We start from the raw sequence: 18,651 nt of genomic DNA, 5'->3' as shown, positions 1-18,651 counted from the left end.
TGATAAGCCGCTTCGTTTAGGACGCAGCAATCTGGCATCATGTGTGAATCGGTTACTCATGATGCTGGAATTTCAAATGCAACGTTCTGCTTTACTGTTATCCCTTTCATGGCTCTTTCTCATGTTTACGGTAGGGAGCCATGCCGCCGTTATTTCCCCCCGAGTGCAACTGGCGCAAGGTGAAATGATCGGCATCGATGATCCCAACAGCCAGACTTGGGTCTGGTTGGGGATCCCTTATGCTAAAGCACCCATCGGTGCATGGCGCTGGCAAAAGCCTGTGCCGGTCGCTGCTTCTTCACAATCGTTTCAGGCGACACATGCCGGTCCGATTTGCCCACAATATAAAAATGACCGCTATCTTGGTCAGGAAGATTGTCTGAATCTTAGTATTTACCGGCCTGCAACTCAGCAATCGCTCCCCGTTTTGGTTTATATTCACGGCGGCAATAATCAGAGCGGAAAAGCCGAAGAGTTTAACCCCAGAGCATTGGCTAAAGCGCTCAATAGCGTGATTGTCATGGTGAACTATCGATTGGGGGCCTTGGGATTTAATCCACTCGCCGTACTGAAAAGTCAAGATCCGATCCAGGCGTCGGGAAATTTTGGCTTGCTCGATCAGGGCGCTGCGTTGGATTGGGTTAAAGCGAATATTCAGGCGTTTGGTGGTCAGCCGGATCGCATCACTGTTTCCGGGTTTTCTGCGGGAGGGCGGGATGTGATGGCCATGTTGATCTCTCCGCTCTTCAAAGGCAAATTCCAACAGGCTATCGTATTTAGCGGGGGCATGACCACGGCGGCAGTCCAGCCGAGTCAACGGGTCTTTTTAGCCGCCTTTGCGCCATTGGTGGTAGCCGATGGGCGAAAACCAGATCTGCAAAGCGCGATGGATTGGTTGCAACACGGTGGACCCAAAGTTGTGGATTATCTGCGACGGCTAACAGCCGACCGAATTGCCGCATTGATGCGTAATGCCGGGATCCGGATGAGCGTGTTTCCACATTTGTACCGGGATGGGGTGGTGCTCCCCGAGTCTGGCTTTAACACCGACCACTATAATGCCGTCCCGGTGATCATGCTCAGCGGTGAAAATGAGTTTTCATTCTTTGCGTTAAGTGATCCGCAGTTTGCCGATGCTTACCATCATGGTTTGTTGTTATCGAATTCGATGTTACTCAATGAGTATCAGTTCGTCTTTCATTACGGGGGAAAACTGTATAGTTTGTTTAATGTTCAGCGTTCGGCGCAGCGCATGTATCCGCACTATTCGGCTCCCATCTATGCCACGCAGATCCGATTGGGTACCGACCCTGATGTGACAGGGCCGAAGATGGCTCTGCTGGGTTCCTTTCATGGGATTTTTCTCCCGCTTTTGGATCGAGCGCTCTTGGAACCGATGCTGCCCGGCGTGTTTCAAAAACCGGGAGTTGTAGATATGTCGAATCACTTTCAGCGCTATCTGGCGGCGTTTTTACACAGTGGCGATCCGAATGTTTCCGGCCAAACTCGCTGGCTGAGTTGGACCCCCGAACATCAGGCGCAAGGGGCATCGATCCTGATTTTGGATGCTAACCAACGCCAAGCGATCAGTTATATGTCGATGAAAAACTATGATATGGCCATGCTGATCGAGCAGATTAAAAATGATCATCGTCTTCCGGAGGAGACCAAGATGCAGTTGTTGCATCAGGTGCTCAATGGGCGCTGGTTTAGCGATGAATTAGATCAGGCGTTTCAGAGCCCTTCGTTGTGGCCATAGTGTGAGCTGATTTCAAGATCCGTAGGCTCAAAAGGGCGATTGCTTACTTTGAGTCATCACGGATCTCGTCGTGGATCCGCTTGCCTCTAACTTGATTGCGCCCTTGATGTTTGGCTTGATAAAGCATTTGGTCACAATGGCGGATCAATTGCTTTTCATCCACTTGCATCAGGCGAGTCGGGGACAGGGTGACGAAACCGACACTGGCTGTGACCGAGTCCGATACTTTGGAGCGGACATGAGGAATATGCAGTTGTTCAATGTGATCGCGTAATTGTTCGGCAAGCGCTTGCGCGCCTTCTTGATCGGTGTCCGGTAATAGGCATCCCATCTCTTCACCCCCATAGCGAAATGCAATATCGGCGGGACGATGTAAACTCTGCGTCAGCGTTTTTCCTATGGCGGCCAGACATTCATCGCCGGCAACGTGACCATAATGATCGTTGAATTGTTTAAAGAAATCGATATCCAATAAGATCAGCGACAAGGGAGAGGCATTGCGACCATGTCGTTTTAATTCGAGCGTCAGTTTTTTATCGAAGTAACGGCGGTTATAAAGGCCGGTCATGTTATCGATATTGGCCATGGCTTGTAATTTTTGATTAGACTGCTCCAGCTCTTTGCTGGTTTCGAAGATCAAATGGGTCAAAATTTTCAACAGTCGAGTCGTGCGCTGATGACCATCCTGAGGTCTTGAGGCCATTGTCAGAGGTTCCGGGGGAATAAAAAGCTCATCGGATTCTGACAGCGCCAATATGGTCATGGTCTGAATGAGACAATGCACCTGATAATCCGGGGTTGTGAAATATTCGGTGGACGTAAAAAAGCCAGCAGCACTGGCCACCAGATCCAGATCCCGACTATCAATGGTGATCTGTTTGCCGAAAATCTGTTTTCGCCCACTGCAGGAATAAATAAAAATAGCCTCTGGATGAAGGCTCTGTAATTTATTGCGAATGGTGAGGGCTTCATCTTCGAGCAGTGAAATATCACAAAAGCTAAAACGGACCAGCTCATTCTTTTCAAATTTATGCATAAAGACAAATGATCCATCTGGGTTCTGTCGAATCGGGATGTTTTTCATGAGCATTCCCTGACGCTGAGTGACCAGTGGAAATTCCCAGGTTGGATGGTGTTGATCATCCAAATCGTAATCGATATTGAGATAGGTTTTATAGATCTCCTGAATACTTCGATGATCGATGGTATAGACCTGATTGTTGTTCAGACGGGTAATCCGCATCTTGCGACCAATCGGAACCCAGCCATCATTTTTATAGCTCCAGCATTTGAGATTGGGGTTGGTCAGCGTAGCGGCAACACTGCCTTGTTCGATGAACATATGTTCGGTAAAGACAAAGGTTCGATAAACATGAGGGGCATATTCTTCGGCTCCGGCCTGACCTCCGGCAAATAGAATCGGATTTTGGTTTTGGCAAAGGGCGGCGATAAACGTGCTATCATCGCGGACTTGCTCATTATGCATCCCGGAGCTGAAGACAATGGCCACTTTGGGATCAGTCTCTTCTATTTGCTGTCGTAGCCGAGAGCCTGCCTGTGCCAGTGACTCATCTGGATCAATTTGAATGGCATGGGTGGCGACTTGGGTCTCGTTAAAAATAGAAAAGCAGAGGATGATTCGTTGTTCGGTGATCCGGGAGCGAATGATTTCACCATGGGTAGTAACGCCCAGCAGAGCCACGCCGGGGAAGCAATCGATCAGTTCCTGCCTTAAGGCGATTAACGCCGCTTTTTCCATGATGCCACTAAAAACCTGAATTAAAATCTGCTGACGCGGATGATGGGCTAACTGCTGCTGCATCTCCAGCAGATCTTGTTTGTCATTGTAAAGCAGGTTTATCGATTCCATAACATAGGCAAATTCGCAACGAGTGTCTTTGGATAAGTATATACAGAGCTTTGATAAAAGATCGGGCGGATTTAAACGCGATCACGATTGGGGCCGTTCTTTGCGCTGACGGATCAAGCCGCTGATGTGTGAGCGTGCTCGGATCGAAACCGGGAGGCTTAATTGCTGCGGGGGGTCCTTCGGGGAGCTACGCCTAAAGGGATGAGGGTGTGATCGTGCTCGAAATTTGAGCGTTTTTTTACACGTTCATCACGCTTTTAAGCCGGATATTTGGCCTATAGGACCGCTTTTTTACTTCAGAAACGTCATTTCTTCTGACGCTATCCTCCATGACGATCCACCCATAATTTCCTTATTTTCGGATGATTTCGAAGGCGCTGAAAGCTTTCATACTTGAGCCGTCGTACAAGATCACCTTGCGAAGGATGCAAGGGGCATCCAGCGAAGTTTCGGACTATAGCTTCGCTGGCTACAACTGAAGGAGAACATCAATGAGGTTTCGAACTTTACCACTGACGGTCGCGGTGATTGCCGGATTAGCCTCAGCTCAGAGCTGGGGAGTTGATTTTCACGGATATGCCCGTTCCGGGATCGGTTGGACCGGAAGCGGCGGTGAGCAGAGCTGTTTTCAGGCCACCGGAGCCAGCAGTAAATATCGTTTAGGGAATGAATGTGAAACATATGCTGAAATCATCCTGGGACAGGAAGCTTGGCGGGATCAGGATAAAAGTTTTTATCTGTCTAGCTTAGTGGCCTATTCGATCAGCCAGGAAAATGACTGGGAATCGACCAGTCCGGCATTTCGTGAGATGAATGTTCAGGGGCGTAATTTAATCGATGCACTGCCCGGGGCGACTTTATGGGCTGGGAAACGGTTTTATCAGCGTCATGATGTACATATGATCGACTTCTACTACTGGGATATTTCCGGTCCGGGGGTGGGTCTTGAAAATATCGATCTCGGTATGGGCAAATTGTCGGTTGCGGCAACTCGAAATACCGAAGCGGGAGGTGCCGTTAGTTTTTCCCATGGGACCGATAATGTTTATAACGATACGTTTGACCTGCGGTTAGCTGATTTGAAAGTAAATCAAGGCGGTAAACTGGAATTAGGGCTGGATTACGGTAAAGCGCACACCAAAGGTGATTACAAACTGGCCGATGGCGCCTCGAAAGATGGCTTTATGCTGACGGCTGAACATACTCAGAGTGTATTCAGCGGCTTTAATAAATTCGTTGTGCAATATGCCACAGATTCGATGACTTCGGGAAATGGCCGCAGTAGCGGCGGCTCGGTGAATAATGATGGGAAGCTGATCCGAATTTTGGATCATGGTGCGATTACGCTCAGCCCACAATGGGACATGATGTATGTGGCCATGTACCAGAAAACCGATTTGGATAACAACGAAGGGAGTACTTGGTATACCGCCGGAGTTCGGCCCATGTACAAATGGACCAATATCATGAGTACCTTGTTGGAAGTCGGTTATGACCGGGTGAAATCGCAAGCAGTTGATGAATCTAACAGTCAGTACAAAATCACGTTAGCGCAGCAATGGCAGGCTGGGAACAGTATTTGGTCTCGTCCGGCATTGCGGTTATTTGTGACTTATGCCGACTGGAGTGAACACTGGGGAACCAACAGTAGTGGCGTTCAGGTCGCCGATGGGGGCGTGACCAATTATAGCCGGGGGAACGATAGTGAAGTGACCTTTGGTGCGCAAATGGAAGCCTGGTGGTAATCCAGAATACGAGCTCTCTCGGGAGCTCGTTATCGTCTGAGGAGATGTATATGAAGAGCAGAACACTGAATCGTTTATGGCTGGGCGCTTTGCTGGCAGGGGGCATCGCATTCACCGCAAATGCAGAACCGGTCGTTGGCGTTGCCGCGATGCAGGCCGGGAGTATAGTGAATACCGCATTCGCCAAACTCTCTTGGACTCAGCTGCAATTACCTTATCATGGGCAGGTTGATCCTTCATTAAGTGCCGACCAACTCAGTGGCAATGAAACCGGCCAATTTGCAGCCTTTGCCATTCCGGCCAATCGGGGTGATTTGACCATTCATTTTGAAAGTGATGTGCGTAAAAATCAGCTTTATGCCCCAAATATTCTGGTTTTAAACGGTCAGATGGTCGCTGAGCGCTTTTATCCCGCTTCGTTATGGCAATATAAACCGGCTTCTTTTTTATCGCCGGATCGTTTAGAAGGTGAGATCCGTTTAGTTCCAAGTCCCGGTCAGCAGTTTTTATATGTGCTCTTTTATAGTGAACGTAAAGATTTAAATCAAACCACCACATTGGTGGCTCCGGCGAAAGCATTTGCTGCTGGGACTCGTCATGCGGTGCCAGATATTCCGGATCCGATCGCACGCCATGTAAGTGATGGCCCGCTCAAACTACGGATTACCAGTCAGCTCAATGAGCAAATTGGGTCTACCGTCGTCGGTCAGCCCGCACCATCCATCGCGGCCGCTGTTCCACCATCTGCTGGAACCCAGGCTTATTTCAAACAGGCTATTGAAACGGCAGTGGCTCAGGGTGATATCAATCAGGCTATGCAATTGAAAAATGAAGCGCAGCGAGTAGGCATTGACTCAGCCCAGCAGATTTTTGTGCAAGCGGTGAAAGCCAATTTGAAAAATCATTAGTTATTCTGCTCTCACCTTTTTGACCCCACCCTAACCCTCCCCTTGGCAGGGGAGGGAACATGAGAATGCACTCCCTTAGATTGGGGACACTCACATATTTCTCCCCTTGAATTTGGGGGACTTCTATATTCCTCCCCCTATTCGAGGGGGAGGTTAGGAGGGGGTGTACAAACGGGACATCCTTTACATTTTAAACCGGGGACATGGTTTACATGCCCCTTGCCCTTTGAAATCAATATTCCAGACATCATTCGGTTGAGAGGAACGGGTGAGCGCGTTTGGATAAGGCGGGATCCATTGACGATGTTTTCGGGGCTTCACTAACCCGACTTTTTTCAGAATGCAGCCGGTCTGTACACCCCACCCTAACCCTCCCCTTGGCAGGGGAGGGAACATGAGAATGCGCTCCTTTAGATTGGGGACACTCACATATTTCTCCTCTTGGCTGGGGAGGGAACATGAGGATGCGCTCCCTTAGATTGTGGATACTCACATATTTCTCCCCTTGATTTTGGGGGACTTCTATATTCCTCCCCCTATTCGAGGGGGAGGTTAGGAGGGGGTCGAGAAGAAGGGCTAAGCTTTAGTTTTGGGGGATACTCCGGCTTCTTGATAAAGACGTTGGCAGGCTCTGCCATCTTTATTAAAGAGATGGCAACGATGCAGTGGGATCCCAACCGCAAACTGGCTGCCGGTTTTTACATCCACCACATCATTTTCTCGATATATCAAATAAGCGTTAATCTGAGGAATTTTTAAATGGATCAGCGTTTCCGGACCGAGCTGTTCAACAACTTGGACTTCCCCTTCGAGAGTTACATCCGCTTCTTCACTGGGGAGCAGATGTTCAGGGCGGATCCCTAAAGACATTTCTTCGCCAATTGTAACGCCATCGCTATTTAGTGGTAGCCAAATTTGCTGTTGATTCGGCAGCATCACTTGGATCTGGTCAATGGCGGTATTGGTGATTTTAACCGGAATAAAATTCATTTTGGGGGAACCGATAAAACCAGCTACGAAGCGATTTATCGGGTAATGATAAAGTTCCAACGGTCTTCCCACCTGCGCAATATTGCCTCGATCGAGTACGACGATTCGATCGGCAAGGGTCATCGCTTCAATCTGATCATGGGTGACATAAATCATCGTGCGCTGTAATCGGTTGTGCAGTTTCGCAATCTCGATCCGCATCTGGACCCTCAGCGCTGCATCTAGGTTCGATAAGGGTTCATCCAGCAAGAAAACATCCGGTTCAGCCACCAGCGTTCGGCCGATGGCTACCCGTTGGCGTTGACCTCCGGACAGTGCTTTGGGGCGACGCTCCAGCAGATGGGCCAGTTGTAGTGTTTCGGCAACGTGATTCACGCGTTGTTCGATGACGGTTTGGGTCGTTTTAGCTAGCTTCAGCCCAAATGACATATTATCGGCGACGTTCAAATGTGGATAGAGTGCATAGGACTGAAAAACCATCCCGACGCCACGTTGGGCCGGAGGTACTTCGTTCATTCGTGTATCACCAATATATAGGTCACCGGCGGTGATGGTTTCCAGTCCGGCGATCATTCGCAGCAAGGTTGATTTACCACATCCGGAAGGGCCGACAAAAACAATAAATTCGCCATCATGGATCGTTAAATTGATATCCCGGGAGATCACCGTATCCCCAAAGGCTTTGGTAACATTTTTCAGTCTGAGATCTGCCATTGTGTCTCGCTCCTTTCTCGGGCAGTAACGGTCATTATTTGTGTTGTATAGCCTTAAGTATGGTCTGGTTTTACTAAAGAGAGATCCTCCATCAGATTGATTTCACAGGGGGGATAGCCGGGGATGAGTTTCCGGGAGGGCTTTGAGTCTGAAGCTCGGAACTCCCGGTTATCGACTATCTTCCATTTTTGTGATCTTCCCCACGCAGTGCAAGATTGCGGAAAAATGGGATGGGCTCTTCATCGCGGCCATACGGCGTGCTCAGCCGTTTTTAGCCACCGAATGAGGGGAAACCCGTAAATTTCATAGGCACACTATACTTAATTCATCATTCTGAGGCGCTACGGTGCATTGTAAAAATAATGAGGCTCTTTTGAGTCAACTGGTACACGAAATTGGCGTATTTCGCGGGTTGGATCACAGATAGCCGAGGTAGGGAGTAGCAGCGAGGATGATGATAGCGACACTGGGTCGTTCCACAATACATGCTGGATATCGGGAGGTTTCTCTTTGACGAGTAAGCTGTAACCAGACGATAGCGGTTCGGTAGATAATTAAGAAGGATAGAATCATGGTATCGAGCAAAATGGGCCTTAGAGCTCTGACATTATCGGCATTGACTGCCGCACTGTTCTCGGCATCGGCCTATGCCAGTATTCAGGAAGGTCAGCTGGTGATCTGGATCAATGGGGATAAAGGATATAACGGTCTGGCCGAAGTCGGTAAAGCTTTTGAAAAAGACACGGGGATTTCGGTTCGGGTAGAACATCCGGATAAATTGGAGGAAAAATATTCCCAGCAGGCGGCCACTGGCGATGGTCCGGATATTGTATTCTGGGCACATGATCGGTTTGGCGAGTGGGCTAAATCCGGGCTACTGGCTAACATTCATCCATCTGCGGAATTTAAAAGCAAGCTGTATCCGTTTACTTGGAAAGCTGTTACTTATGACAACCACATCATTGGCTATCCGGTGGCTGTTGAATCGTTATCGCTGATTTACAACAAAGATCTGTTGCCGAATCCCCCCTCTTCTTGGGAACAAATTCCGGCACTGGATAAAAAACTCCGGGCTCAAGGTAAATCGGCCATTATGTGGAATTTAAAAGAACCCTATTTTACCTGGCCGTTGATCGCTGCCGCCGGGGGATATGCATTTAAATATCAAAACAATGCTTATGATATCAAAAATGTCGGTGTGAATAATGCCGGATCACAGGCGGGGTTGTCTTATGTGCTGAAATTGGTCAAAGAGAAATATATTAATGCGGATAATGATTACGCGGTTTCTGAAAGTGCCTTCATCAAGGGGCAGACCGCGATGACCATCAACGGGCCGTGGGCTTGGGCCAACCTGGATAAAAGTAAAATTAACTACGGGGTGACTGTGCTCCCGACCTTTAAAAACCATCCCTCAAAACCATTTGTTGGTATTTTAAGTGCCGGGATCAATGCCGCAAGTCCGAATCAAGAATTGGCTCAGGAATTTCTGGAACACTATCTGATTACTGATGCCGGATTAGCGAAAGTGAATGCGGATAAACCATTGGGTGCCGTTGCACTGAAGAGTTATCAGCAGCAGCTCTCTAAAGATCCTCGAATCGAAGCCACGATGAAAAATGCTGAAAATGGTGAAATTATGCCAAACATTCCGCAGATGAGTGCCTTCTGGTATGCCGAACGTAGCGCTATCAATAACGTTGTGAGTGGACGTCAAAGCGTTAAAGAAGCATTGGATGCTGCCGCAAAACGTATCGTTCACTAGGATCGTCGTAAGTGATTTTTAAAGGTGTTGCGATGAGGGCCGACCGAATGGTCGGTAAAAGATGATTGGGCCGGGCGATGTGCAGCCTTCACTGCTAGTAGGGGGCGTGAATTAAGCTGCACATCGCTTTGCTTCTCCAATCGCTAAAACCTCTCGCAAGCCCCTGATCCTGATTTAACTGCCCGGCGTCGGCCGGGCCAGAGTCTGAGGTGTGAAATGAATAGTATGGCCAAGCACAGGCTGCTTCGCTCATTGGTTGTAAAATGGGGACTATTGCTCTTACTGGCTTGTTTAACCGGCTATCTTGCCATCTTAATGTACTTGCATGGTGAGTATCTGTTTGCCCTGTTAGCCGTATTGATTATCGGAGTGGGGATCTTTGTATTTGCCAGCTCCAAAACCTATGCCTGGCGTTATGTCTATCCGGGGTTAGCCGGTATGGGGTTATTTATTCTGTTCCCGTTGATTTATACCATTGCCATTGGCTTTACCAACTATAGCAGTGAGCACCAACTCACTCAGAATCGGGCACAAAATGTACTGCTGAGCCGACAAGTAGTCTCTGCAACTCGGTATCCGTTCCAGTTGTATCCCCAGCAGCAACAATGGCGACTCGCATTAGGCCCGGTGGACTCGAAGCTCTGGTTGTCTGAGCCGTTTGCTTTGGAACATCCGCCTACCACATTAACCATGCAGCCAGTCGATGCACTGCCATCGCAAAAAGCTGCTTCGTTACGGGTCGTGATCCAGCATCGAGATTGGCTGGGAAAAGTACAGCTGAAACTGGATCATCAGACTCTGACTATGAGTTCACTGCGAGCCTTTTCGGCCATGATGCCATTATACCGATTGGGCCGTGATGGCGCTGAACTCATCAATCAGCAGACCGGTATCCATTATCGGCCGAATATGGAAACGGGTAATTATCAGGCGTTCAGCAGCGAGGGCCATTGGGGAAAAGAGCGATTAACTCCAGGGTTTACGGTCAATACCGGCTGGTATAATTTTGCCCGAATTATCACTGACCCGGGGATCCGCGGGCCGTTTATCGGCATCTTCTTCTGGACCGTGATTTTTGCATCATTGACAGTTGTGTTTACGGTCGCGATCGGAATGGTCTTAGCGTGTTTGGTGCAATGGGAAGCGCTGCGCGGTAAAGCCATTTATCGGGTGCTGTTAATTTTACCCTATGCGGTACCGGCCTTTATTTCTATTTTGATTTTTAAAGGGTTATTTAATCAGAGCTTTGGGGAAATCAACCTGCTGCTCAGCCATATCTTCGGGATCCGCCCGGAATGGTTTAACAATCCGTTTTTGGCAAAAGTGATGGTGCTGATTGTTAACACGTGGCTGGGTTACCCCTACATGATGATTTTATGTATGGGACTGCTGAAGGCCATTCCTGAAGATCTCTATGAAGCGTCGGCCATGGATGGTGCAACGGTTGTCCAGAACTTTTTCCGGATCACGTTGCCATTGCTGCTCAAACCGCTGACTCCATTGATGATTGCCAGCTTTGCGTTCAACTTTAACAACTTTGTGTTGATCCAACTGTTAACTAATGGTGGACCGGATCGACTGGGAACAACGACGCCGGCCGGATATACCGATTTGCTCGTCAGCTATACCTACCGAATCGCCTTTGAAGGCAGCGGCGGACAAGATTTTGGTCTGGCGGCGGCAATTTCGACCGTGATTTTCCTGTTAGTGGGAGCTTTGGCCGTCATCAACTTAAAAGCATCCCGGATCCAGTTTGATAATTAAGGAGGAGTTATGGCTCTGGTTCAGGCCAAATCGCAGAAAGCACGCCTGCTAGCGACCCATATCGTGCTGATTGTATTTATTGCGTTGATCATGTTTCCATTGCTGATCGTGATTGCTATTTCGCTGCGTTCGGGCAACTTTGCTACCGGTAGTTTGATCCCGAAACAGATCTCATGGGAGCACTGGCAGCTGGCGTTAGGCATGAGTGTGCATCATGCCGACGGTAGCGTTACCCATCCGCCGTTTCCGGTGTTGCTATGGTTGTGGAACTCGGTCAAAGTGGCAACGTTAACTTCCGTTGGGATCGTGGCGTTGTCTACCACCAGCGCTTATGCGTTTGCCCGGATGCGCTTTCCCGGGCGCGGGGCCCTGCTTAAAGGGATGTTGATCTTCCAAATGTTTCCATCCGTATTGTCGCTGGTGGCGCTCTATGCCTTGTTTAATCGGTTGGGAAACTATATTCCGTGGATGGGGCTAAATACTCACGGCGGGGTTATTTTTGCTTATCTGGGGGGGATTGCACTGCATGTCTGGACGATTAAAGGCTACTTTGAAACCATTGATCGTTCATTGGAAGAAGCGGCTGCGATTGATGGTGCAACGCCGTGGCAGGCGTTTTATTTGGTCTTGCTGCCATTATCTGTGCCGATTATCGCCGTGGTCTTTATTCTGTCATTTATTGCGGCAATTACCGAAGTGCCCGTGGCTTCACTGCTGTTGCAGGATGTCCACAGTTATACGCTGGCGGTTGGGATGCAGCAATATCTCTACCCACAGAACTATCTCTGGGGCGATTTTGCCGCTTCGGCTGTGTTATCAGCGGTGCCGATTACGGTCGTCTTTTTGCTGGCTCAGCGCTGGCTGGTCAATGGGCTGACCTCCGGGGGAGTTAAAGGTTAACCAGAGAGGAAACTTACATTTTCCTCCCCCTTGGCAAGGGGAGGGAGCATCGGGATGGCTCTCCCTAGATGGAGGAGTGAATACGGATGTTGCACTCTCCTTCGATTAGGGGATTCATTTATTTCTTTCCCTTGATAATGGGGAGGTCAGGCGGGGGCAGTTGTCATGCTGGAAAAATTTTTTGACGTAAAGCACCTTTTTATCAATAAAAAAGATCACTGTGCGACTGACTATAGTACATTTTAATTGTTTAAAACATAAATAGGAACGATGTTTTAATTCTGTTTATACCCCCGACTAGATTACCCATCAAGGAATTGAACCATGAATCGACTCATCTCATTTCCCGGGCTTATGATGACTTTGACTCTCATCAGCCCCGGGATCTTTGCCGCCCAAGCGTTAACACCCGATTGGGTGAGTCAGTTAGTCACTGGATGTGAAGGTACAACCAGTGGTCTGAGTGCTTCGCATATTTATTACGTTACTCCCACCGGACATTCATCCGCTAGTGGTAATAGTTTTCAAGCGGCGTTGGATTTTAAAACTGCACTGAATAAAGCGCAGTCAGGCGAGATGATTTTACTGCAACCCGGCACCTATACCATTGCTTATCAGGAAGGTGAAAAGAATACCTTGCGTTTCTCTCGTTCCGGAGCATCGAGCACTCCGATTAAAGTTGTGGCCGCAAATTGTGGTAAAGCCGTGTTTGATTTTTCATTCCCGGAACAGGCATGGGTTCAGAATAGCTATGGATTCTATGTCACCGGGGATTATTGGTACTTTAAAGGGATTGAGATCACTCGAGCGGGTTATCAAGGCGTTTATGTGACTGGCAAACACAATACCTTTGAGAATTGTGCTTTCTATAAAAATCGTAATACCGGGTTTGAAATCAATAAAGGCGGGGCTTACACCACGGTGATCAACTCCGATGCGTATCGAAATTACGATCCGAAAAAACTCGGGAGTATGGCCGATGGCTTTGGCCCTAAACAGACTCAGGGGCCTGGAAATGCCTTCTATGGTTGCCGGGCATGGGAGAATTCCGACGATGGTTTTGATGAATATGAAAGTGATGAAGATGTTGTCATCAAAGATAGTTGGGCCTTCCGCAATGGCATTGACTACTGGCATTACGGTAACTTTAGCGGCAATGGCAATGGTTTCAAACTTGGCGGACATGGTTCGTTAGGTCATCCGCGAATTGTGCGTTCCGTTGCTTTCGGCAACCCTTCTAAAGGGTTTGATCAGAATAATAATGCCGGTGGCATTACCGCCTACAATAATACCGCCTATCAGAATGGGATTAACTTTGGATTCGGGAATCCGGTGGCTAATGGTCAACAGCACGATCTACGTAACAATATCTCGTTCAGTGGTTCAGTGAGTGTGGCTAATGCATACAGTAGCCATAATAGTTGGCAGAATCTCAGTGCCCACAGTAGCGATTTTATCAGCCTGGATCTGAGTAATGCCACCGTGCAACGTAATAATGACGGTACCTTGCCTTATACCCCGCTCTTTCGGTTGGCCTCTGGAAGCCAGCTTATTAATGCTGGGACTGATGCCGGTTTGAATTATCTAGGAAGTGCACCGGATCTAGGTGCGTTTGAAAGCCGTTAAGCGGCAAAATTCATAAGGCATGCTCATCTTCATGCCTTATTTATCATTGGTTTTGTCATCTGTAGTCGTTCATCTACAGGGAGTTTTTGAGCTGACCCCACCCTAACCCTCCCCTTAAAAAGGGGAGGGGATAATATGTTCTCTGTTGTCAACTAGGTAAGTTGTATAACGATATTTTCTTCTGTAAACCAAGGGAGGAAATAATAATGTTCTCTTTTGTAAAATAAAGGAGAGAATAACAATATTCCCTTTTATAAATTAGGCGGAGGGGTACCCATATTTCCTCCCCTTTATAAATTAGGCGGAGGAGTACCCATATTTCCTCCCCTTTATAAATTAGGCAGAGGGGTACCCATATTCCCCCCCCTTATAAATTAGGCGGAGGGATACCCATATTTCCTCCGCTTTATAAATTAGGCGGAGGGATACCCATATTTCCTCCGCTTTATAAGTTAGGCGGAGGGATACCCATATTTCCTCCCTCTTTTTAAGGGGGAGGTTAGGAGGGGGTTTATTGTGGCCTATTGCTTCATGGGCCTATGCAAACTGAGGAATGAGCTCATCGATAGGGTCAATGATTAATTGAGTGATTTTTTTAATTAAGGGTTGCAGCGATATTTCGACAAGAAGCAAATCCATCTCAGAAAGACTCGGAAAGTCATTCAGTATTAATTCAGAATTAGTTATTGATGATGATTGTAAAATATCTATTCCCATACCTTGTGAGATAGCATGAATTATTTTTTCATAAGAAGTGCTTGTGTGTGAAAAATAATATTTTTTCTGCTGGATTGTTAATGCCTCTATGGTTAATTCACGGAAACTACAGTTATCAGGGAATGATATGAGTGAAATTTTTGTGAGTTCATGAAAGCTGAATTTTTTATATTTCGGTGGCCTGCATTTGGTTGCTGGCAGCGATGACACCGGGATTAAATTTTTTGATGACGATTCAAATGGCGATGGCCGGTTCGTATAAAGCATCGATCTGTACGGTCTTGGGAATTGTAACTGGAACCTGTATTTGGGCATCGTTGGGGTATGCGGGGGTGACGTTCGTCTTTCAATGGGTGTCGGTGCTTTATGAGGCTTTAAAAATTTTGGGGGGCTTGTATTTGTGTTACCTCGGAATAAAGCTGTTCTTCTCGCAGAAAAAACAGGCGATATCAGTGCCACAAGTTGCGCAAATATCATTGCCTGGCTGTTTTTTAAAAGGGTTGCTCACGAATTTACTGAATCCTAAAACTGCTATCTTTATCACTAGTTTATTTGCCGCTGCGATTCCGATACACCATTCATGGTCAGTTGGATTGGTGAGTGTCGTGCTGATGTGTGCGATTTCGCTTAGTTGGTATGTATTGGTTGCGACGTTATTTTCTGGTCAGAGTATCAAATCTTATTATGAATTGTATCGGGGAGTGGTTGAAAAAATCGCGGGGGGACTATTTGTTTTATTGGGATTAAAACTAGCATTTACAAAATAAATATTGGAATGTGTTAGTTATCCATGGTTTTTAGCGCAAAAAATCAATACATGTGTAACATAATCGCTAAATAGATAGCGTAGGTTTTGATCATGATTTAGAAGAAAATCACAAAAGTTCTAAAGTAATTTAATGGCTTGCTGGGTTTGGTTTACTTCTGGAAGAATAACAGGTTAAATAACCCTTATTTAATGCTTTTATTAAGCATTTTTGCATGATGCATCAATTTATAAATAATTAGGAGAGTACTACATGAAGAAACTTGCTTCGGGTTTAGCCGCGGTCATCCTCGGCTCGATGATGGCTGTTTCGTCTGCTGCAACGGCTAGTCCTGCGACTTCGGCGTTGACACGTTGTGTCGCCGATAATACGACGGGTAAAGACCGTAAAGATCTGGCGTTGTGGGTTTTTGTCGCGATGTCTTCCCATCCGGAAATTAAACCATACTCTAAAGTAACAGATACAGAGCGTGATCAGATTGATAAAAAACTGGCGGTATTAGCGACCAAATTAGTCACTGAAAATTGTAAAGAGGAAGCGAAAGCTGCGATTAAATCCGATGGTGCCGCTTCTTTTAGAGTGGCATTTGGAACTCTGGGGCGGCTGGCCATGCAAGAGTTGATGACGAATCCTGATGTTCGAAAATCATTTTCTAACTACACCAAATATATCGATAAATCTAAATTTGATGCGGCATTTAAATAAAGCTTAACGATTTCGCCTAAAGAGGCTCACAACGAATAAATGCATGTGAGCCTTATTATTTTTAAACTACCTTGAATCTCGTTATATTGAATCAGCCCCAATAGGAAGAATAGAAATATAAAAGTCTATTTCCTATTTCACTATGGCTCTGTCTGTATTCAATTTAAGTTCATATGTAAGATTGTCGGCGTATTATTCTTATAAATCCTTCTGGGATAATAAACTGAATTGAATCATGGTGATTTAAGAATACCGCTGTTGTTGGCTTATGCTTATGGCTAGATGAAGGAATGCTTTTCCCGTTTCACTCGTTTTCATTCAATATCAGAGCCCCCATTGGTGATTGGGGGCTTTTATGTTTAGTATCCTTAGGCTAGGGCTTAAGTGAGCGATCTTGGCGTAGGGCGGCCAGTAGCTCTTGAACTCGAGGCAGATTAAAGATTTGGGTTGTCTCCAGAGTGAGTTTTCGGCGCCAGTTGGGATACTCCGTTTCGGTGCCGGGAATATTGACGGGTTGGGTCATTTCCAGCCAGTCTTCAGGTTGTAGCCCCAGCAGTGCGCTTTGTGACTCACTTAAAAACAGATGTGCAGCCCGGTTAAACTGGGATGCATCATCGGCATCAAATGTTTGGGTTTGGGCAATGGCCTGCACTAACTCTCGACAATCTTGACGGCGTTCCTCATGGAGCCCAGCGAGTACCACCGGGTTTGGGTAGAGCCCCAGCTGTTCACCCCGTTGCAGATCCAGATGTTGAAAGAAGCCACTGAGTGTCGGTAAGTCGTGTGTGGTGATCGTGGCAATCGATTGATGTGGATAATCTTCCGGCGCATGAAATCGATGTTGCTTATCTTTTTCAAAATAGAGCACTTTATACGATAATACCCCATAGCGTTTTAGTTTATCGACGATTTCCTGAGGGACAGTTCCCAGATCTTCACCGATCACCATGCAGTGATGGCGGTGGCTTTCCAACGCCAGAATCGATAGCAGGGCATCAATGGGATAGCGGACATAGGCGCCATTGCGGGCTCCCGCTTGTTTCGGGATCCACCATAGCCGCAGTAATCCCATCACATGATCTAGACGCAATGCGCCACAACCTTGCATATTGGCCCGTAACATTTCGATAAAAGGCTGATAATGGGCTTGCTTTAGTTTTTCTGGATCGATCGGCGGTAACATCCAATTCTGGCCTAGAGGCCCAAGGATGTCCGGCGGAGCACCAACATAGGCATTCAGCGCAAAATGCTGGCGTTCGGACCAGGTTTGCGACCCATGATCGGTCACGCCAACAGCAACATCACGGTAGAGTCCAAGGGGCATTTGACAGCTTTGTGTCAGCCGAGAACAACGGTCGAACTGGGTCTGAGCCAGCCATTGTAGCCAGCAATAAAAGCGTATCAACCGGTGATGACGATGTTGAAAATCCTTCACCGCCGGGTGATCCGGGTGCTGATACGATTCTGGCCATTGGGACCAGCCTGGAGTCGGCGCGCCGGTTTTATTCAGAGTTCGGTGCAAAGCATCAAATGTGGCTTGTAGCCATAATGATCGGCCTCCCTGCGCGATGAAGCGATCAAATTGCTGTTGATCGGTGCAAGTGTGCGGACGACGGCAAAATTGGCGAAAAGCCAGATGTAATCCAATCAGCTTGAGTTGCATCACCTGTGAATAATCGACCCAGTCGGCAGCGCGCAATTGTTGCAGCCGTTGCTGTGTGATTGGAGCATGAAACCAGCGCTGCGCCCAATGGCTCTGTTGAAAGTCATCTAAAACCGGGACTGATATATAAATGATATTTAGCCAGCGTCGTGAGGATGGGCTGTAAGGGCTGGCCTGTTCTGGCATGGCTGGATAGAGCGCATGAATGGGGTTAAGCCCGACGAAGGCTGCTCCTTGAGCGGCAGTACGTTCGATCCAATCTTCCAGATCGGCAAAGTCACCGATCCCCCAGTTGTGTGCAGAGCGTAAGGTATAGAGCTGAATACAGCTGCCCCACAGGCGGTGCCAAGCCAGCAGTGGATTCTGATAGCAGCGGCGTGGCGTGACAATGAGGGTGATCGTCTGCGTCTTCGTCCCGTCACTCAGTTGCAGCTGATGATAGCCGGGGGGGGTGGTTTCGGGCAGCGTCCAAGAAGGAGATGTTGGGGCCCATTGCCCCTGGATTGAATCCCCGTCTTCCTGATGTAACTGCCAGAAGACCGTGACCTCGTTAGGCCAGTGTAGGGGGAATGCTTCCCCCTGATGCAGCACCTGTACGCTGGGCAGCCCGGCATCATCTACCGCAGGTGCGAGCAAGGCACTTAAATTTTGGACAATCGCTGGTGCGACCACGACTTCGTCTCCCCGGGCATCGATATAGCGGGAGTACACGGCGTCAGAGTGGTTCGCAGCAGGCATTTCCAGATTCGCGTTCATGG

Annotated in this window: 14 protein-coding genes; 9 read left to right on the top strand and 5 right to left on the bottom strand. The window is 47.8% G+C overall.

Features of this window, described 5'->3' with window-relative positions:
* The first annotated feature begins 76 nt into the window (after positions 1-76).
* Complete coding sequence (locus ABUE20_RS18395; RefSeq protein ID WP_408621420.1) at positions 77-1,759, top strand: carboxylesterase family protein; 1,683 nt, start codon at positions 77-79, stop codon at positions 1,757-1,759.
* Positions 1,760-1,802: 43 nt separating this feature from the next.
* Here ABUE20_RS18395 and ABUE20_RS18390 read toward each other — a convergent pair whose 3' ends face one another.
* On the bottom strand, positions 1,803-3,629 hold the full coding sequence (locus ABUE20_RS18390; protein WP_408621419.1) for a sensor domain-containing diguanylate cyclase: 1,827 nt from the start codon (positions 3,627-3,629) through the stop codon (positions 1,803-1,805).
* A 491-nt stretch (positions 3,630-4,120) separates the two neighbouring features.
* Here ABUE20_RS18390 and ABUE20_RS18385 point away from each other — a divergent pair, with 491 nt between their 5' ends.
* Together ABUE20_RS18385 and ABUE20_RS18380 are read left to right on the top strand one after the other, a co-directional pair.
* The gene (locus ABUE20_RS18385) at positions 4,121-5,374 is read left to right on the top strand and encodes a maltoporin (protein WP_408621418.1); all 1,254 of its coding nucleotides are present in this window, start codon (positions 4,121-4,123) and stop codon (positions 5,372-5,374) included.
* Positions 5,375-5,424: 50 nt separating this feature from the next.
* Positions 5,425-6,282 carry a MalM family protein gene (locus ABUE20_RS18380; RefSeq protein WP_408621417.1) on the top strand — a complete coding sequence of 286 codons (858 nt, stop codon included), beginning with the start codon at positions 5,425-5,427 and terminating at the stop codon, positions 6,280-6,282.
* A gap of 183 nt (positions 6,283-6,465) precedes the next feature.
* On the opposite strand, the gene ABUE20_RS18375 is transcribed toward ABUE20_RS18380, so the two are convergent.
* Both ABUE20_RS18375 and malK read right to left on the bottom strand, forming a co-directional pair.
* Positions 6,466-6,678 (bottom strand): hypothetical protein, encoded by a 213-nt coding sequence (locus ABUE20_RS18375; RefSeq protein ID WP_408621416.1) that lies wholly within the window; start codon positions 6,676-6,678, stop codon positions 6,466-6,468.
* Between the two features lie 180 nt (positions 6,679-6,858).
* Positions 6,859-7,986, bottom strand: a complete 1,128-nt coding sequence (malK, locus tag ABUE20_RS18370; protein ID WP_408621415.1) for a maltose/maltodextrin ABC transporter ATP-binding protein MalK — start codon at positions 7,984-7,986, stop codon at positions 6,859-6,861.
* Positions 7,987-8,557: 571 nt separating this feature from the next.
* Between malK and malE the strand changes: the two genes are divergently transcribed.
* From malE to ABUE20_RS18350, 4 genes are all read left to right on the top strand, one after another.
* Positions 8,558-9,751 carry a maltose/maltodextrin ABC transporter substrate-binding protein MalE gene (gene malE, locus ABUE20_RS18365; protein ID WP_408621414.1) on the top strand — a complete coding sequence of 398 codons (1,194 nt, stop codon included), beginning with the start codon at positions 8,558-8,560 and terminating at the stop codon, positions 9,749-9,751.
* Positions 9,752-9,967: 216 nt separating this feature from the next.
* Positions 9,968-11,515, top strand: a complete 1,548-nt coding sequence (malF, locus tag ABUE20_RS18360; protein ID WP_408621413.1) for a maltose ABC transporter permease MalF — start codon at positions 9,968-9,970, stop codon at positions 11,513-11,515.
* 9 nt (positions 11,516-11,524) lie between these two features.
* Complete coding sequence (malG, locus tag ABUE20_RS18355) at positions 11,525-12,415, top strand: maltose ABC transporter permease MalG (RefSeq protein WP_408621412.1); 891 nt, start codon at positions 11,525-11,527, stop codon at positions 12,413-12,415.
* A 324-nt stretch (positions 12,416-12,739) separates the two neighbouring features.
* The gene (locus ABUE20_RS18350) at positions 12,740-14,041 is read left to right on the top strand and encodes a right-handed parallel beta-helix repeat-containing protein (protein ID WP_408621411.1); all 1,302 of its coding nucleotides are present in this window, start codon (positions 12,740-12,742) and stop codon (positions 14,039-14,041) included.
* Positions 14,042-14,578: 537 nt separating this feature from the next.
* Here ABUE20_RS18350 and ABUE20_RS18345 read toward each other — a convergent pair.
* Complete coding sequence (locus tag ABUE20_RS18345; RefSeq protein WP_408621410.1) at positions 14,579-14,968, bottom strand: hypothetical protein; 390 nt, start codon at positions 14,966-14,968, stop codon at positions 14,579-14,581.
* Between the two features lie 17 nt (positions 14,969-14,985).
* Here ABUE20_RS18345 and ABUE20_RS18340 point away from each other — a divergent pair, with 17 nt between their 5' ends.
* Both ABUE20_RS18340 and ABUE20_RS18335 read left to right on the top strand, forming a co-directional pair.
* Positions 14,986-15,525 (top strand): LysE family translocator, encoded by a 540-nt coding sequence (locus ABUE20_RS18340; protein ID WP_408621431.1) that lies wholly within the window; start codon positions 14,986-14,988, stop codon positions 15,523-15,525.
* Between the two features lie 252 nt (positions 15,526-15,777).
* A complete protein-coding gene (locus tag ABUE20_RS18335) occupies positions 15,778-16,230 on the top strand; it encodes a hypothetical protein (protein WP_408621409.1) in 453 nt (150 codons plus the stop codon).
* A gap of 373 nt (positions 16,231-16,603) precedes the next feature.
* Here ABUE20_RS18335 and malQ read toward each other — a convergent pair whose 3' ends face one another.
* Complete coding sequence (gene malQ, locus ABUE20_RS18330) at positions 16,604-18,649, bottom strand: 4-alpha-glucanotransferase (RefSeq protein WP_408621408.1); 2,046 nt, start codon at positions 18,647-18,649, stop codon at positions 16,604-16,606.
* Positions 18,650-18,651 lie beyond the last annotated feature (2 nt).

The organism is Celerinatantimonas marina (assembly GCF_046054165.1).
Taxonomy (GTDB): Bacteria; Pseudomonadota; Gammaproteobacteria; order Enterobacterales; family Celerinatantimonadaceae; genus Celerinatantimonas.
The sequence above is the reverse complement of the archived record's forward strand: the minus strand, read 5'-3'. Positions and strand labels throughout refer to the sequence as shown.

Bases quoted from the DNA above. Each gene is read 5' to 3' on its own strand.
- ABUE20_RS18395 (WP_408621420.1), top strand. From the start codon at position 77: ATGCAACGTTCTGCTTTACTGTTATCCCTTTCATGGCTCTTTCTCATG.
- ABUE20_RS18390 (WP_408621419.1), bottom strand. From the start codon at position 3,629: ATGGAATCGATAAACCTGCTTTACAATGACAAACAAGATCTGCTGGAG.
- ABUE20_RS18385 (WP_408621418.1), top strand. From the start codon at position 4,121: ATGAGGTTTCGAACTTTACCACTGACGGTCGCGGTGATTGCCGGATTA.
- ABUE20_RS18380 (WP_408621417.1), top strand. From the start codon at position 5,425: ATGAAGAGCAGAACACTGAATCGTTTATGGCTGGGCGCTTTGCTGGCA.
- ABUE20_RS18375 (WP_408621416.1), bottom strand. From the start codon at position 6,678: ATGTTCCCTCCCCTGCCAAGGGGAGGGTTAGGGTGGGGTGTACAGACC.
- malK (WP_408621415.1), bottom strand. From the start codon at position 7,986: ATGGCAGATCTCAGACTGAAAAATGTTACCAAAGCCTTTGGGGATACG.
- malE (WP_408621414.1), top strand. From the start codon at position 8,558: ATGGTATCGAGCAAAATGGGCCTTAGAGCTCTGACATTATCGGCATTG.
- malF (WP_408621413.1), top strand. From the start codon at position 9,968: ATGAATAGTATGGCCAAGCACAGGCTGCTTCGCTCATTGGTTGTAAAA.
- malG (WP_408621412.1), top strand. From the start codon at position 11,525: ATGGCTCTGGTTCAGGCCAAATCGCAGAAAGCACGCCTGCTAGCGACC.
- ABUE20_RS18350 (WP_408621411.1), top strand. From the start codon at position 12,740: ATGAATCGACTCATCTCATTTCCCGGGCTTATGATGACTTTGACTCTC.
- ABUE20_RS18340 (WP_408621431.1), top strand. From the start codon at position 14,986: ATGACGATTCAAATGGCGATGGCCGGTTCGTATAAAGCATCGATCTGT.
- ABUE20_RS18335 (WP_408621409.1), top strand. From the start codon at position 15,778: ATGAAGAAACTTGCTTCGGGTTTAGCCGCGGTCATCCTCGGCTCGATG.
- malQ (WP_408621408.1), bottom strand. From the start codon at position 18,649: ATGAACGCGAATCTGGAAATGCCTGCTGCGAACCACTCTGACGCCGTG.